The sequence below is a fragment of the Nocardia sp. JCM 38205 genome, from assembly GCF_058222935.1.
The window spans coordinates 625,305-641,144 of sequence record NZ_JBYHFL010000004.1 but is presented as its reverse complement, the minus strand read 5'-3'; the positions used below and the strand labels follow the sequence as shown (position 1 = coordinate 641,144).

At 69.2% G+C, this 15,840-nt stretch carries 12 protein-coding genes; 4 read left to right on the top strand and 8 right to left on the bottom strand.

Going from position 1 to position 15,840, the window contains the following annotated elements:
* The first annotated feature begins 78 nt into the window (after window positions 1–78).
* A complete protein-coding gene (locus AC4HOU_RS18575) occupies window positions 79–2,274 on the top strand; it encodes an MMPL family transporter (protein WP_490724828.1) in 2,196 nt (731 codons plus the stop codon).
* A gap of 89 nt (window positions 2,275–2,363) precedes the next feature.
* Here the strand turns inward: AC4HOU_RS18575 and AC4HOU_RS18570 are convergent, their stop codons facing one another.
* From AC4HOU_RS18570 to AC4HOU_RS18535, 8 genes are all read right to left on the bottom strand, one after another.
* Complete coding sequence (locus tag AC4HOU_RS18570) at window positions 2,364–2,939, bottom strand: TerD family protein (protein ID WP_163811400.1); 576 nt, start codon at window positions 2,937–2,939, stop codon at window positions 2,364–2,366.
* A 75-nt stretch (window positions 2,940–3,014) separates the two neighbouring features.
* Window positions 3,015–3,497 (bottom strand): hypothetical protein, encoded by a 483-nt coding sequence (locus AC4HOU_RS18565; RefSeq protein ID WP_490724827.1) that lies wholly within the window; start codon window positions 3,495–3,497, stop codon window positions 3,015–3,017.
* A 143-nt stretch (window positions 3,498–3,640) separates the two neighbouring features.
* Window positions 3,641–4,102, bottom strand: coding sequence for a flavodoxin domain-containing protein (locus tag AC4HOU_RS18560; RefSeq protein ID WP_163811405.1), 462 nt, complete (start codon window positions 4,100–4,102; stop codon window positions 3,641–3,643).
* A 109-nt stretch (window positions 4,103–4,211) separates the two neighbouring features.
* On the bottom strand, window positions 4,212–5,615 hold the full coding sequence (locus AC4HOU_RS18555; RefSeq protein ID WP_490724826.1) for an MATE family efflux transporter: 1,404 nt from the start codon (window positions 5,613–5,615) through the stop codon (window positions 4,212–4,214).
* Window positions 5,612–6,646: a PLP-dependent cysteine synthase family protein gene (locus AC4HOU_RS18550; protein ID WP_490724825.1), complete on the bottom strand. Its 1,035-nt coding sequence runs from the start codon at window positions 6,644–6,646 to the stop codon at window positions 5,612–5,614. The genes AC4HOU_RS18555 and AC4HOU_RS18550 overlap by 4 nt, the downstream gene beginning before the upstream one ends.
* A gap of 94 nt (window positions 6,647–6,740) precedes the next feature.
* The gene (locus AC4HOU_RS18545; RefSeq protein WP_416383072.1) at window positions 6,741–8,162 is read right to left on the bottom strand and encodes an alanine racemase; all 1,422 of its coding nucleotides are present in this window, start codon (window positions 8,160–8,162) and stop codon (window positions 6,741–6,743) included.
* Complete coding sequence (locus AC4HOU_RS18540) at window positions 8,153–9,163, bottom strand: ornithine cyclodeaminase family protein (protein ID WP_175585809.1); 1,011 nt, start codon at window positions 9,161–9,163, stop codon at window positions 8,153–8,155. Before AC4HOU_RS18540 ends, AC4HOU_RS18545 begins: the two co-directional genes overlap by 10 nt.
* Window positions 9,135–10,301: a TauD/TfdA family dioxygenase gene (locus AC4HOU_RS18535; RefSeq protein ID WP_324197352.1), complete on the bottom strand. Its 1,167-nt coding sequence runs from the start codon at window positions 10,299–10,301 to the stop codon at window positions 9,135–9,137. The genes AC4HOU_RS18540 and AC4HOU_RS18535 overlap by 29 nt, the downstream gene beginning before the upstream one ends.
* Before the next feature lie 271 nt (window positions 10,302–10,572).
* Between AC4HOU_RS18535 and AC4HOU_RS18530 the strand changes: the two genes are divergently transcribed.
* The 3 genes from AC4HOU_RS18530 (at window position 10,573) to AC4HOU_RS18520 (ending at window position 15,735) form a co-directional block, all read left to right on the top strand.
* A complete protein-coding gene (locus tag AC4HOU_RS18530; protein WP_490724824.1) occupies window positions 10,573–12,087 on the top strand; it encodes an ABC transporter substrate-binding protein in 1,515 nt (504 codons plus the stop codon).
* Window positions 12,084–13,013: an ABC transporter permease gene (locus AC4HOU_RS18525; RefSeq protein ID WP_490724823.1), complete on the top strand. Its 930-nt coding sequence runs from the start codon at window positions 12,084–12,086 to the stop codon at window positions 13,011–13,013. Before AC4HOU_RS18530 ends, AC4HOU_RS18525 begins: the two co-directional genes overlap by 4 nt.
* A gap of 85 nt (window positions 13,014–13,098) precedes the next feature.
* Window positions 13,099–15,735 (top strand): ATP-binding cassette domain-containing protein, encoded by a 2,637-nt coding sequence (locus tag AC4HOU_RS18520; RefSeq protein ID WP_490724822.1) that lies wholly within the window; start codon window positions 13,099–13,101, stop codon window positions 15,733–15,735.
* The last annotated feature ends 105 nt before the right edge of the window (window positions 15,736–15,840 follow it).

Genomic DNA, 15,840 nt, shown 5'->3' with positions numbered 1-15,840 from the left:
ACCGAAGCCATCACATCCGCGTGCGCTGTCTCGTCCGAGTCGTGTATCCACCCGCACTGACGCGACTAGGAGGCAGTAATGCCGGCGGGACTGATCGATCTCATCATGCGGCGCAGACGTGCCGTACTGGTTCTCTTCGCGGTACTGCTCATGCTGGCCGGAGCAGGTAGTTCGACCTTGTTCGACAGGTTGAAGGGCGGCGGATTCAACGATCCGGGCGCCGAGTCCGGTGTGGCGGCCGAGGTGCTGCGCGACCAGTTCGGGCAGGGCCAGCCGAACCTGGTGCTGCTGGTCGACGGCGGCTCGGTCGACGATCCCGGCACGACCGCGGCGGCGACCGCGCTGGTGCAGCGGCTGACCGGCGAAGCCGACGTCACCGGCGTGACCTCCTACTGGACCTCGGGCAAGCCGCCCGCGCTGCGCAGCGCCGACGGCTCCACGGGCCTGGTGGTGGCCACCATCCTCGGTGACGACGACGCTGTCGAAGACCGGATCACCGATCTGGCGCCGCGCTACTCCGGCACCCACGACGGCCTCGACGTCCAGGTCGGCGGGTACGCCATGCTCCAGCACGAGATGGTGGAGCAGTCGGAGAAGGACGCGGTGACCGGCGAATCCATCGCCTTCCCGATCACCCTGATCGCGCTGGTGCTGGTGTTCGGCAGTGTGATGGCGGCGCTGCTGCCGTTGGCGGTCGCGATGGTGACGGTGCTGCTCACCATGGGGGCGATGTGGTTGCTGGCCGGGGTGACGGATCTGAACGCGCTGGCCATCAATGTCGTCACCTTGCTCGGGCTCGGCCTGGCGATCGATTACAGCCTGCTGATCGTGAGCCGCTACCGCGAGGAACTCGAGGCCGGGGTCGACCCGGGGCAGGCCTTGCGCAACACCATGAACTCCGCCGGGCGCACGGTCGCGTTCTCGGCGGTCACGGTGGCGGTGGCGCTGTCGGGCCTGGTGTTCTTCCCGCTGCTGGCCGTTCGATCGGTGGGTTACGCGGGTATCGCGGTGGCGCTGATCGCCGCCCTGAGCTCGCTGACGGTGCTGCCCGCGCTGCTGGCGATGCTGGGCACCCGAGTCGACAAATGGCGAATCCGCCGGCGCAACAACGAGTCCAGGCAACTGCACGAAGGCCGCTGGCACCGGCTGGCGATGTTCGTGATGCGCAGGCCTGGAACGGTGGCGATCACGGTGACGGTGGTACTGCTGTTCCTCGGCGCACCGTTCCTCGGGCTGAAGCTCGGGTACCCGGACGAACGGTCGATGCCGGAAGCATCGGCGTCGCGGCAGGTCGCCGAGACGGTGCGCGCGGAGTTCGATACCAGTGAGCAGAGTGCGTTGAGTGTGGTACTGCCGCAGGGCGGTTCGGGTGTGCCCGAGTACGCGCAGCAGCTGTCCGCGCTGCCGGATGTGCAGCGGGTCGATACCGTCAGCGGCAGCTATGCCGATGGTGCGCAGATCGCGCCGCCGTCCGCACTGAACGCGCGATTCGCCGCCGACGGCGGGGTGTACCTGTCGGTGGTGCCCGCCACCGACGATGCCGCCGTGCTCGAGGATCTGGTCGGCACCATCCGCGATGTCGACGCGCCGTCGGAGGCGCTGGTCGGAGGCGTGTCGGCGGTGAGCGCCGATGCCACCGAGGCCCTGCTGGACCGGCTGCCGATCGCCCTCGGCGTGGTGCTGGCGATGATGCTGATCCTGCTGTTCCTGTTGACCGGCAGCGTGTTCCTGCCGGTGGTCGCGGTACTGCTCAGCTGCCTGAGCCTCACCGCGACCTTCGGTGCGCTGGTCTGGATCTTCCAGGACGGGCATCTGTCGGACCTGCTCGGCTTCACCGTCACCGGGACGCTGGCCTCGACCGTGCCGATCATGCTGTTCGGGGTGGCGTTCGGCCTGGCCATGGATTACCAGGTGTTCCTGCTGTCGCGGATCCGCGAGGAGTACGAACGAACCGGTGACGGCACCGCGGCGGTCGCAGTCGGTTTGGAGCGAATCGGCCGGATCGTCACCGCGGCGGCGGTGCTGATCTCGGTGGTGTTCCTCGGCTTCCTGGTCTCCGACATCACCTTCATGAAGGCGTTCGGTATCGGGCTGCCGCTGGCCGTGCTGGCCGACGCCACCTTGATTCGTGGGTTCCTGCTGCCGGCCACCATGAAACTCGGTGGACGCTGGACCTGGTGGGCGCCCGCCCCGCTGCGGAAACTGCACGACCGCTTCGGTATTCGCGAAAGTGCGGGCCCGCGGGAGCGGGACGGGGATCTGGTCGGCGCCTGAAACGGTACGCCGGAAGGCGGGTACCCTCCAACAGAGTACGGCGGGTGCGTGAAATCCTCACGCACCCGCCGTCTTCGATTGCGGACAGCTCAGATATTGACGCCGTAGTCCCGCGCGATCCCCGCGAGCCCGGAGGCGTAACCCTGGCCGATGGCGCGGAACTTCCACTCCCCGTTGTGCCGGTAGAGCTCGCCGAAGACCATCGCCGTCTCGGTGGAGGCGTCCTCGCTGAGGTCGTAACGCGCCAGTTCCGAGCCGGTGGTCGAATCCACCACCCGGATGTAGGCGTTGCGCACCTGGCCGAAGGACTGCCTGCGGGTATCGGCCTCGTGGATCGAGACCGGGAAGAAGATATTGGTGATCGTGGGTGGGGTGGCCGCCAGATCGACGTTGATCACCTCGTCGTCGCCGTCGCCCTCACCGGTGAGGTTGTCGCCGGTGTGCTCGATGGATCCCTCCGGCGAGCGCAGGTTGTTGTAGAAGATGAAATGCTGGTCCGACAGCACTTTCAGGTCGGGTCCGGTGGCCAGCGCGCTGGCATCGAGGTCGTAATCGGCCCCGGTGCTGGTACGCACGTCCCACCCGAGGCCGACGGCGACTTTGGTCAGATTCGGGGCCTGCTTGGACAGCGAGACATTGCCGCCTTTGGCCAGTGTGACGCTCATGTTCCCCTTCCTCGCGGCGCTGACGCTGCGCCCTTGCCCACGATTATGTCGAACGGCAGGCGACGCCGCCGTGGTTCAGCTCTCGCTCTGCGCCCAGGACCGCAGGGTGGCCACCCGGCCCTCCAGCGCGTGCAGTTCGGTGGCGTCGAGCACGGTGCGCTGAATCCCCTTGTCCACCTGGAACGCCGACTGGCGGTGATCGTCGATCACGTCGACGTCGATGCGCACCGCCACGTAGTCGGTGGCGTCCGGCATTTCCTCCGCGATCACCTTCGCGGTGCCGCGCGCGCACAGCGCGACATTGCCGCCGGCCAGGATCAGCAACGCCACCTCGGGCCGTTCCCGCAGCCGGGCCAGCGAGCCGCGGTCGAACTTCAGGCTCAGCAGAATCGCGCGGTCACCCGCGCGCACGGGCCAGGACACCGGAATCGCGTGCGGCGCCGGATCGGTGGTGACCAGCACGGCGATGGTCTCGGTGGGCCATTCCGGCAGCACGTCCAGCTCGGGATGATCGGTCGAGGGGTCCTGATGTTGCGCAGGGCTGACTCCGGCTGCCATGTTCATCACCTCATGAATCGACGCGCGCGACGGGCTGTGCCGCACTCCGCACCCAGTTTACGGGCTGACCCCGACAACCGGCCCGGGATGAGCGGTCGGCCGCCGCGAGCGCGCGCGATCAGATCGGCTGCGGTGCACCGCGATCAGACCGCGGCCAGTGCCGCCTCGTCGGTGATGCGCAACCCGCGCGCCCATTCACGGGCCATCGCAGTGGGCTTGATCTCGGTGGACGCATCGTGGCGGGCGTGCTCGCCCACCTGCACCGCACCGCATTCGGCGAGCTTCTCGGCGATGATCTCGCCGCCACGGTTGAAGGTGTCGCCGTAGACGGAATCGCCGAGCCCGAACACCGCGAACCGCAAGCCCGCGAGGTTCGGTGTGCGGGCGTTCAACGCGTCGAAGAACGGTTCGGCGCCGGTCGGCAGTTCGCCATCGCCGTAGGTGGAGCAGACGATGATGTGGAAGTCGCGGACGTCGAGGTCGTCGATATCGACATCGGTCATGTCGTAGACCGACACGTCATGAGTGGCGAGCTCGTCGGCCACGCTTTCGGCGGCGGACTCGGCCGTACCCATCTCCGACCCGAACAGAATGACGACGCGCACCGCGACTCCCTTCTTCGTGCAAGTATGGTGAGGCTAGCCTAATATTCGGGGGGACCGTAGGCAATATCGTCGTCCTGCGGAAACGATCCTCGCAGCGATCGGCCTCTGCTCAGCCCGGTGTACCGAGCGCCTGTGGGAGCATCCCGGGATGTTTACGCGCAGCCGTATTCAGCAGCGTGAAGTAGCGCCGCAACATCAACCCCGCCGTGGCCGCGAGGCCCGCGGTGAGCCCCCACCACACACCCGCGGCGCCGAGCCCGGCCGGGAACGCCAGTAGCAGCGCCGTCGGCAGGCCGACCAGCCAATAGCCGACCAGTGACAACCGGAATCCGGCCTTGGTGGCCTTCAACCCGCGCAGCAGTCCGTTGCCGATGTTCTGCGCGGCGTCGAAGAACTGGAGCACGATGCCGATCAGCAACAGCGTCTTCGCCACCTCGATGGTCGCGGTGTCGCCGGGATCGAGGAACGGCCGCAGCACCAGATCGGGGATCACCACATAGGCCACGCCGGTGACCGCGGCGATCACCGCGGCATGGCGCAGCGCCAGCCACGCCAGCGCCCGCGCATGGTCGAATTCGTCGCGTGCCACCGCATGACTCACCAGGATCGACGCACCGTGCGAGAGCCCGATCGCGACCTGGAACACGATGTAGATGACCTGATAGACGACGTTGTGCGCCGCCAGAGCCGCGGGCCCGATGCTGCCCATGACCAGTGCGAGCACCGAGAACATGCCCGCCTCGGAACCGTAGGTGAGCGAAATCGGCACCCCGAGCTTCAGCTCGGCGCGCACCGTCGTCATCCGCACCGGCCACGGCCGTAGCGACAGGCCCGCCGCGAGTTCCTGGTCGCGGCGCACCATCGCCCAGAACACCGCGAAGGTGATCAGGAAGACCAGCGACGTCGCCACGCCGATGCCGGTGAGCCCGAGTGCGGGCAGGCCGAGCCAGCCGTGCATGAAGGTCAGCGCGAGCACCAGATTCAGCGCCACCGAACCGAGCGTCACCAGCAGCAGCGCCTGCGGTTTCTGCATGCCGACGGTGTACTGGCGCAGCACCTGGAACCACAGGCAGGGCAGCAGCCCGGGTGCCAGCGCCACCATCATCGGGCGCGCGTCGGCGAGCACACCGGCGTCCTGGCCGAGCCATTGCAGCGACCAGCCGAGCCCGACCAGCACGACGCCGCCGAGCAGGCCGGCGAGCGTGGCGATCAGGAAGCTCGACCGCACCACCTCGCGGACCTCACGGTCGGCGCTGACGCCGCGTTTGCCCGCCGCGCTCACCGCCGAGGCGATCTGGTTCCCGCTGCCGGTGATCAGCCCGACGCACATGGTCCGGATCTGGTTGAACAGCACGATCGCCAGACCGCCCGCAGCGACCTGACGCACGCCGAGGCTGCCCATGAGGGCGATATTCGTGGTGGAGACCGCGATCTGTGCCAGCTGCGTCAACGCGATCGGCGTCGCCAGGGCGGTGAGCCGTTTGCTGTCGGCGCGGAAGTCGGACAGATTCACCGCGCCTCCACCAGATGATTTCGGCGGGCGGCGGGCGTGTAACGGGCGAGCATGTCCTTGACCTCGCGTTCGGTCTCGGGATCGAGCAGGTCCCTGGCCCGCATCCAGTCGTCGTCGAAGACGGTGTCGAGGTATTTCTCGCCGCCGTCGCACACGATGGTCACCACGGTGGAGCCGGGCGGGAACTCGTCGAGCCGGGTCAGCGCCGCGTGCACCGAACCGCCCGCCGAGCCGCCGAGCATCAGCCCGAGCTCGGCGGCGACGGCGCGCGCGGTGGCGAAGGCCGCCACATCGCTCACCTTCACGCCCTCGTCGAGCAGCGAATAGTCGACGGCCGTGCCGATGGTGGCGCCGGGCGGAGTTCCGGTGCCGGATTGCCAGTACGGGCCGCCGGGCCCGCCGAACGCGATCGAACCGACCGGCTCGACGCCGATCACCCGCGGCACGCACCCGAGCTGACGCAGCCGGGTGGCGGTGCCGAACAGCGAACCGCCGGTGCCGACCGCGGACAGCAGGATATCGACGCGTTCGACGTCTTCCAGCAACTCTTCGGCCACCGCGTAGTAGCCCACCGCGTTGGCGTCGTTGTTGTGCTGTTCGGTGAAGTAGGCGTCGTCCTCGGCGGCGGCCATCGACTCGGCGAGGTCCTCGCGGGCCGAGGTGGCGAGGTTGTCGTCGCCGTCATCGGCGACGAACACCAGTTCCGCACCCATTGCTCGCATCGCGCGCAGCTTGTCCTTACATGCGTGGTGGTCGACCACCGCGGTGAAGCGGTAGCCGCGTTCGGCGGCAACCACCGCCAGGCCGAGGCCGGTGTTGCCGGATGTCGATTCGATGATATGCCCGCCATCGCTCAGCAAACCTCTTCGCTCGGCATCGAGCACCATTTCGCGCGCCATCCGGATCTTGGCGGCGCCGGTAGGGTTGAACTGTTCGAGCTTGAGCAGCAGCCTGGTGCCGGTCGCGGTGGCCGCCAGCTCGAACAACGGGGTGCGGCCGATCAGGTCCGTCACACGCGTGACGAGCGGCATGGAAGGTCTCCTCGGTCGGTACGGTCCCGGAGCTGAGCCGGGGTCGATGGGAACGGGGGGCGCGCGGCAGCGTCGGCGGCCGTGCGCCGGTTACTCACTCGGTGTCGAGCTTCCAGCGGTACCTGCCGCCCGGCGCGTCGTGCAGCGTCACCTTGGGTGGGATCGGCAGTTCGTGGAACGCGGACTCGTTGGAGTCCATCTGATAGCCGGCGGTGTTCGGGTAGACGAGCAGATCGCCGGGCTCGGCCGCGCGCGACAGCGGGATCCGGCGCCAGCTGAGCATGTCCGATTCCAGACAGGTCGCCGCGCCGACCACGGTGGGCGTGACCGTGCCACGGCCCGGCGGCCACACCACCGGATCCGGCAGGTATTCGCTGTCGAACCACTGTTCGGACAGGCTCAGGCTGCTGCCGTCGACGGTCAGGATGCGATACGGATGTCCGTGCGCGAGCCGGGTCTTGCTGCCCTGCACCCGGAATACGGTGCTGCCGGCGCGGTCGAGCAGTGCCCGGCCGGGTTCGATGGCCAGGCGGATGCCGTTCTCGCGCAGGCTCTCGGCCAGGCCGTCCCGCGCGAGGATGGTGGTGAGCATGGCCGGTCCCGGGGCGGGGCAGTGGTACGGGTAGTAGCTGTCGAACTTCTTGCCGGTGTGGAACCAGCGGCGGCTGGCCTCGTCGGTGAAACCGGACCAGGCTTCGGCGGGCACATAGTCCACGCCGAAGCCGCCGCCGATCGATATGGTGTCCGCCGGATGACCGAGCGTGCGCGCGTACCGGCACCGGCGGACGAGCTCGGCGGCCAGTTCGGCGCGCGGCACCGGGTCGTAGCCGGACAGGTGGAAACTGAAGCCCTCCAGCCGGATCGAGGCCATGGCGGTCGCCGCATCGAGGGCCTGCTCGAGCTCGGCCTCCGTCATTCCGAACCGGCTGGCCGAGGCGGGGGGAAGCACCCGGAGCAGCACCCGGACCGCGAGGCCGAGCGCGGCGATCCGCTGGAGTTCGCCGACGCTGTCCACCGCGATCAGCGCACCGTGCCTGGCCGCGAGCCACAGCAGATCATCGGATTTCTCCGGCCCGGTCACCATCAGGTCGGTGCCGCGAATGCCCTGCGCCAGCGCCGCCGTGAGCTCGCCGGTGGACGCCACATCGACGCCCGCGCCCTGCTCCGCGCACGCCCGTGCCACACACGCGGCCTTATTGGCCTTCTTGCCGAAGTAGACGAAACCGTCGACGCCCGCCTGCGCGAACGCATCCTGGAAGCCGCGGACATTACCAGCGACCCGTGCCGGATACATCAGGTGGAACGGCCCGCCGACGGCGAAAGCGATGTCGCCCAGCAGGTTCGGGTCGTCGAGCACGCGCTGTTCCCACTCGTCGCGGTACGCGGGCAGCGCCGCGGCCATGATCGAGCCGGCTCCGGGGTCGGGCTCGACCGTGCCGATCACCCGATGCCCGGCCGCTGTGCCATCGGCCTGCGCGGCACCGGTGCCTACCGGTTGCGCCTCGGTCAATCCCACAGCGGTACCTCCGTGCCGCGCCCTTCGGCGATGGCGCGTTCGGCGAGTGCGTGCGCGACGGCGATATCGGTGAGGACGAGCCCGCTGTTGTAGACGAAGATCCGCTCCTTCTCCGAACGCCTTGCGACGGCGCGACGGCTGAGGATCTGCGGTAGCTCGGCGTCCACCGGCCGCAGCACGCCGTCGGGGCCCGCCATATCGGTGCCGGTCACCGCCATTTGCGCGGCGCTGGTGGCGACGACGCGGTCGGCGTCGTTCAGGGTGGACGGTGCCAGCCCGTACCCGACCAGCACCGCCACCGAACCGGCCTTCAGATCACCGGATTCGAGCGCCACCTCGGTGCCGGGCCCCGCCGTCGCCAGCACGACATCCGCCGCAGACGCGGCGGCGCGCGGATCGTTGACCGTCTCCAGCATCGCGTGCGGATGATGTTCGGCCAACTGCCGGTGCACCGCCTCGATCCCTTCCGGATGGGTGCCGTACAGCATGAGCTTACGCAGCCCGGGATTCGCGGCGAGCAGATGCGGCAGCGCGTTGCGGCCCTGGGTGCCGGTGCCGATGAGCAGCACGGTATCGGCGTCGCGGCGGGCGGTTTCGCGCACCAGCAGGGCCGAGACCGCCGGCGTGCGCAGCGCGCCGACCCGGGCACAGTCCATCATCGCGATCGGGGCGCCGGTGGTGTCGTCGTAGAGGGTGATGGTGGTGTAGTACCGCTTGGTGCTGCGGTCGTGACCGGGATCGAACTTGTAGGAGGTCTTCATCGCGACCACCCGGCGGCGGCCGTCGCGGCCGAGCATGGCGTAGGCCACCGACCAGCCATCCGGATTGGCGACGCTCAACTTCCGTGGATTGTCCGAATCTCCCGCCGCGAAGGCGAGATACGCGTCTTCCACCGCTCGCACCACGGCCGACGGCGAGATCGGCACGTCGGCGAGGTCGCTTCGGCTCAGCACCCGCAGCGGGGTGACTCGATCACGCGTGCTCAAAGGATCCTCGATCATCTGCTGTGCCGTCCCGCTCTACTTCCGCCGGAACCGTTTCCGGTCCGGCCGCCCGGAATGGGCGGACCAATAGCTGTCCATACCCATTCTCACCGGCCTCGGCGTCGGGCCGGCGTCGATCGGGTAACCGGATGTTCACTCGTTTGAGCCAGCGGTCGGTGCCGTCGTAGCGGGCGGTGAACGGCACCCGGCCGTGCACGGCGACGTCGTTGTCCACCAACAGCAGCTCACCGGGTTCGAGAGCCGCGGTGACGCAGACGCGTTCGAGCTCGTCGGTGAGGTGCGCGTAGGCCGAGCGATATTCGGGATCGGCGTCGTCGAGCGGGGTGTAGGCGGGGTCGTACCGCATCGTCAGATCGCCGGTTTCCCCGTGGTTTTCGCTCGCGCTCCACAACGTGGGCACCGGTGTGGCGGTCGCGCGATCGTAGCCGGAGCCATAGGAGACATCGGGCAGGATCGGCAGCACGGGTGTGCTGAGAAGTCGCCGCTGTCGCGCGCTGAGCTCGACCCGGCGCACCGAGGAGACGGTGGTACCGACGCGGTCGGGATTGCGCAGGCACGACAGCATCAGCAGATGCGCGCGGCCGGGATGGAAGGCGTCTTCGGTATGCGGGCTGAGCAGGGTTTTGCTGCTCGCGCCGGATTGTTCGTGCTCATGGCCTGCCGCGGGGACGATGTTGTTGACCAAGCGTCCGTCTTGCTGACCCTGCCAGCCGAACGGTTCGCCCGCCGATCGGGCCAGCAGCAGCATGACGATGTCGAGTTCGAGCGAACACGAGCGCGTGCTCGAATCCCCGCTCCACAGCGCGGCTTCGCGCCAGCTGGGCGGGGTCGGGCCGCATTCGGCGTCGTCGAGCGGCAGTCGGCTGACGATGGCGGCGCCGGCCGAGGTCTGCGGCGGGCGCATGGCGTGGCGCACCTCGGCCGGCAACTCGTGCGCGCGGGCCGCTACCTGGGCGACGAGAGCCGGGTCGGTGAGCGTGCGCGCGGCCTGCGCGCCGGCGACGCCCGAATAACCGAGTGTGTCGCCTATCACACGAGCCAGCTCGCGCACCGCGCGTGCGGCGGCCAGGGGAAGCTCGCGTCGTTCGATCATCTGGGGGTGAAGCGTCTTACGTTCGGAGAGAACGCTTTTCACCAGGTATTCCCTTCTTCGCATCGGGTCGAAAAGCGAGTGGTGACGATTCGAACTGCGAAGCTAGTGCTTCCCTCGAGCTAGGGCAAGGCTTACCTAACTTTGGCGATTGGATAGCGATGTAGCATAACCGAGCCGAAGCGCAGCTAGTGGGCGGTATCACCCAATTCGCACATCGGCCGCCGAGAGACGCAGAACACGATTAGGCTAGCCTTCCCTGGGTGATTTCTCCAGGGTCGACGGGCGGGTGTGTTTCGGTAGGGAAGGCGGCGCAATGGGTTTGAACCGACGACAGTTGCTGCGGTCCGGTGTCGGTGTCGGCGCCGTACTGCTGGCGGCTGCCTGTTCGAATGGGGCAGAATCGGCCGGTCCACCGCGGTCTGGCGGCACCTTGCGGGTCGGCGCGCTCGGCACCCCCGCACGCCTGGAACGCGATCCACACGCCAACCTCAGCAATGACAGCGATTTCCTCGTCACCTCGCTGGTCTACGACCCGCTGACGGTGCCGGCGGCGAACCCGACCGTGGCCGCGCGGCTGGCCACCGCGTGGGAACCGGACGCCGCGGGCAAGCGCTGGCGGTTCACCCTCGCCGAGGGCGCCACCTTCCACGACGGTAGCCCGGTCACCTCCGAGGACGTGGTCTGGTCGCTGCGCCGACTGCGCGAGCAGGGCGGGCCGTCCAAAATGCCCGTGGCGGCCGAGGACATCACCGCCGACGGACCGGGCCATATCGTGCTCGCCACACCCGAACCCAACTCGCAGATCCCGTTGCTGGTGCGTCTGATGACGTTCACCGTCAAGAAGGACACCACCGACTTCACCCAGCCGAACGGCACCGGGCCGTTCCGCTTCGAATCCTTCGAGGGCGGCACCGCCCGGCTGGTGCGCAACGAACGCTGGCACGGCACACCCGCACTGCTCGATGCCATCGAGGTCACCATGTTCGACAGCGTCACCGCGCTGGGCAACGCTGTGCTCGGCAACCAGATCGACCTGGCCTCCAATGTGGGGGCGATCGCCGGGCGCACCGCGGCCGGGCGCGGCGATCTCCAGGTGGTGCGCAGGGCGAACGACACCGTCGTCGGGGTGGCCATGCGCGCCTCCGACGGGCCATTCGCCGATCCACGGGTGCGCACCGCGGTGCGCCTCGGCGTCGATCGCGGCGCGCTGGTCGACCAGGTGCATTCCGGAAACGGCACCGTCGCCAACGACATCCTCGGCACCGGGGATCCGTTGTACGACAAAGCCATTCCGCAGCGCTCCCGCGATATCGACCGCGCGAAGAACCTGCTGCGTGAGGCCGGGTTCGACACCGGCCGCGGCTACCAGCTGGTGACCAAGGCGGAGGCTCCGGGCGAGGTGGAGTCGGCGCAGGTGATCGCCACCCAGCTGGCCGATATCGGACTGCGGGTCGAAGTGGTGACGCAGGAGCCGAACACCTTCTACGACCAGACCTGGCTGCTCGCGCCGTTCTACACGATCTCCTGGGGCACCAACGATTCCACATTGTTCTTCGCCAACAGCTTGATGTCGAGTGCCTCCAACCGCAATGAAACCGCCTTCCGCGACCCGGCTTTCGACGCCGCCACGGCGAAAGCGCTGGCGGCGCAGAACCCGGCCGATCAAGCCGACGCCGCACGCGAGCTGCAGCGCATCCAGCACGAGCGCGGCGGCTACCTGGTGTGGGGCATGGCAGACGGCATCGATATCGCGACCACACGGGTACACGATCTGCCCACGCTCGGCGGTTACGCGCGGGTGCAACTGGAACGCGCCTGGTTGTCGTGATCAGGTTCGCCCGCCTGTTGATCCGGCGCGTCGCCCTGCTCGTCGTCTTGCTGGCGGCGGTGTTCGCGGCCGTCGATCTGCTGCCGGGCAGCACCGCCCGCGCCGTCCTCGGCCGTGACGCCACCGAGGCGGCGGTCGCGGCGAAGGAACGCGAACTCGGCCTGGACCGTGCGCTGCCGGTGCGCTTCGGCGATTGGCTCGCCGGCGTGCTCACCGGCGATTTCGGCCGGACCGCGCGCGGCAGACCGGTCGGTGAGCTGCTGGCCGACACCTTCCCGCAGACGCTGCTGCTCGGCGGCCTCGCTTTCGCGGTGACGATTGCCGCCTCCTTGGCGCTCGGGGCCTGGTGGTCGGTGCGACCACGCGGTACGCTCGGCCGCGTCCTGCAACCGAGTACCACGACCGCCGTCGCGGTGCCGGAGTTCGTGGTCGCGACGCTGCTGATCCTGGTGTTCTCGCTGGCCACCGGCTGGCTGCCGGCGGTGACCATCACCGGCCGTTCCGGATTCCCGGTCTCGGCCGACATGCTGGTGCTGCCGGTGCTCGCCCTGGCCATCCCGCAGATCGGCTGGAACACCAGGGTCGTGCGCGCGGCCCTGGCTGACGCCGCCCGGCTTCCGCATGTGGAAACGGCTGTGCTGGACGGGCTTCCGGAGCGCACGGTGCTGACCCGGCATGTGCTGCCCTTCGCTCTGCCGACGATCGTCGCGAGCTTCGCTACCACCGTCGGCATGCTGCTCGGCGGTGCCCTCGTGGTGGAGACGATCTTCAACTATCCGGGGCTCGGGGCGCTGCTGGCCGCATCGGTCGCCGACCGGGACACCGCACTGATGGCGGCGGTCGTGGCGCTGACGGGTGTGGTGATCATGGTGATGCTGGCCGCGGCGGATGCGGTGCGGACCTGGGCGCTGCGGGGGCGGATGTGAACGCCGCGCGGGAGTTCCTTCGCGGCCGCGGATCGCGACGTCGACGGCCGGCCGGCCGCGCTCGAGCTACGGCGGTGATGCGGTGATGAACTTGCGGCGGATCGCGGCGGTGGCGCCCGCTGTGCTGGTGGTCGTGCTCGCGGTGCTCGGCCCGAGTCTGGCCGCGCGCGGTGCCGAGCAGCCCGTCGGGATCCCGTTCGCCGGCCCGAGTGGTGCGGCGTGGCTCGGCACCGACCGGCTGGGCCGGGATGTGCTGAGCCGACTGCTGTACGGCGGCTGGGGCCTGTTGTTGACGGCCGCGGTGATCGCCGTCGTCGTGACCGTGGTGGCCGGCGTGCTCGGCGTCGTGGCGGCGCTACGTCCACGCGCGGGTGCGGTGATCGAACTCGGCATGGATTTCGTCATCCTGCTGCCCGCGGTCCTCGGCATCCTGCTCGTGCTGACGTCCTGGCCGGATGCGGGGGTGGCCGGCTTGATCGTGCTGGCCCTGCTCTTCGGCGCGCCCTACTGCGCCCGCGTGTTCGCCGCCGCGGCCGCGGGCGTGGCCGCCAGTGGCTATGTGGAAGCCGCACAGGCCAGCGGGGAAACACTGCTGCACCTGGTATTCCGCGAGGTGATGCCCAACCTGCGCGAGGTGTTCGCGACCCAGCTCGGCCTGCGTTTCGTAGCCGGTGTCTACCTCGTGGCCACCGCCTCCTTCCTGCAACTGCCCACCACCCTCGGCGCCACCAACTGGGCCGTCATGGTCCGCGACAACACCTCCGGCCTCCTGCTGAACCCATGGGCAGCGCTGGCCCCGAGCCTCGCCATCGCGATCGTGGCGGTCAGCGTGAACCTCGCGGTCTCGGAATTCGGCCGGGACGTGGCGCCGAACGCCACGACGTCTCCCGGTGCCCGGCCCGCAGCCACCGGACCGTTCGAGGGTGTTGGGGCTGCTGGGTTTCGCGACGATGCGGGTGCGCGTGCTGCTGGTTCGAGTGCGGGAGCCGGAGGGGCGCGCGACGATTCGAGTGCGCGGGCTGCTGAGTTGAGCATGGGAGCCGTTGGGGATGCTGGGTCGCGCGATGTGGCAGGTGCGGCCGTGGTGGTTGCTGGGCGGCGCGACGGTGCGGGTGTTCCGCCCAACGCCGCCGATACCGGCGCGGGGGTAGCTGGTCGGGGCGACGTCGCGGGGGCTGGTAGCGGTGTGGGTGTGCGGGCGGCGGCCGGTGATGCGGTGCGACGGGTGGATGACGCCGCCGTGGTTGTGGACGGTGTCGTCGTGGTCGGATCGGGTGGGCAGAAACTGTTGGGGCCGATCTCGTTTCGGGCGGGGCCGGGTGGGGTCACTGCGTTGACCGGGCCGTCGGGATGCGGGAAGACGACGTTGCTGCGGTTGCTATTGGGGCAATTGCCGGAGGCGAATGTGCGCGTCGAGGGCGGGTTGACCATGGCCGGGCGCTCGGTGTTGACGCTCGAGCAGGCGCAGTTGCGGGCCTTGCGCCGCGATCGGATCGCTTATGTCGGGCAGGATCCCGGTTCGGCGCTCAATCCGCTCATGCGGGTGCGGACGTTGCTGGCCGAAGTCGCGCGCGACAGCTCGGGCACGGCCCTGACGCAGGCGCTGGAACAGGTCGGCCTGTCCGCCGCACACCTGGATCGCAGGCCCGACGAGCTGTCCGGCGGGCAGCAACGCCGCGTGGCCCTGGCGCGTGCGCTGGTCCGTGGCACCGGCATCCTGGCGTTGGACGAGCCGTTCGCCGGGCTGCACGCCGCGCTGCGCGCCGAGATCGCCGGCGTGATCTCGGGGATTGCGGCGACCGGCGTCACGGTTGTGCTCACCGGTCACGACACCGAGACCGTGCACTCGATCGCCGATCAGGTCGTCGAGCTCGGCAGTGTGTCGGCCCGCCGAGTGCGCGGCGACGCTTCGGCGTCCGGTGCCGAGCCGATCGTCCTGCGCGCGCAGCAGGTGTGCGCCTCGATCGGTGGTAAGCCGGTGTTGTCCGGGATCGACTTCACGCTCGCTCGCGGGTCGGCACTGGCCGTCGTCGGTGCCTCCGGCGCGGGCAAGACCACCCTCGCGCGGGTGCTGGCCGGCCTGCACCGGGAGGGCTCCGGTTCGCTCGAACTGGAGGGCGCGTCGCTGCCGCTCATTGCCTCGCGTAGGGATTCGCACGCGCACAACCGGATTCAGCTCGTCACGCAGAATCCGAGATCCGCGCTCAATCCGCGCCGCACCGTCGCGCAGACGCTGGCTCGCCCGCTGAGCCGGGTCGCGAAACGTCGGGCGCACGCCCACCGGGGGCAGTTCGATCGGGTGCAGGCGCTTCTCTTCGATCGTCGATCGAAACAACAACTGCGGCAACAGATCTCCGAATTGCTGGCGTCGGTCGAACTGGATCCCGCGCTCGCCACCCGCTATCCACATGAGCTCTCCGGCGGCCAACGTCAACGCGTGGCCCTGGCCCGCGCTCTTGCCGCCGAGCCCGCCGTCCTGTTGTGCGACGAGATCACCGCAGCGCTCGACCACGCCACCGCCGACGCCATCTTGTCCCTGCTCGACCGCATCCGCACCGAGCGCGGCACCGCCCTGCTGCTCATTACGCACGATATGGCAGTCGTCGCTGCCAACTGCCCCGACATCCTGGTCCTCGACCACGGCCGCCCGGTCGAGTCCGGCCCGAGCGCGACCGTCCTCGCCGCCCCGGACCACGCGGCCACCCGCGAGCTGCTGCACTGACCCGGCCCTGCGCACTCCACCGGCCGTCCGGGAGCTCCCACCGGACGAGGTCGGCGGCGATCGATTCATGCGCCGCCTCGACCCGGCGTTCGGGCTGTGCGGGAA

What these genes read in the sequence shown, in the direction of transcription:
- AC4HOU_RS18575 (WP_490724828.1), top strand. Translation starts at nt 79, where the DNA reads ATGCCGGCGGGACTGATCGATCTCATCATGCGGCGCAGACGTGCCGTA.
- AC4HOU_RS18570 (WP_163811400.1), bottom strand. Translation starts at nt 2,939, where the DNA reads ATGAGCGTCACACTGGCCAAAGGCGGCAATGTCTCGCTGTCCAAGCAG.
- AC4HOU_RS18565 (WP_490724827.1), bottom strand. Translation starts at nt 3,497, where the DNA reads ATGGCAGCCGGAGTCAGCCCTGCGCAACATCAGGACCCCTCGACCGAT.
- AC4HOU_RS18550 (WP_490724825.1), bottom strand. Translation starts at nt 6,646, where the DNA reads ATGCCGCTCGTCACGCGTGTGACGGACCTGATCGGCCGCACCCCGTTG.
- AC4HOU_RS18540 (WP_175585809.1), bottom strand. Translation starts at nt 9,163, where the DNA reads ATGATCGAGGATCCTTTGAGCACGCGTGATCGAGTCACCCCGCTGCGG.
- AC4HOU_RS18530 (WP_490724824.1), top strand. Translation starts at nt 10,573, where the DNA reads ATGGGTTTGAACCGACGACAGTTGCTGCGGTCCGGTGTCGGTGTCGGC.
- AC4HOU_RS18520 (WP_490724822.1), top strand. Translation starts at nt 13,099, where the DNA reads ATGAACTTGCGGCGGATCGCGGCGGTGGCGCCCGCTGTGCTGGTGGTC.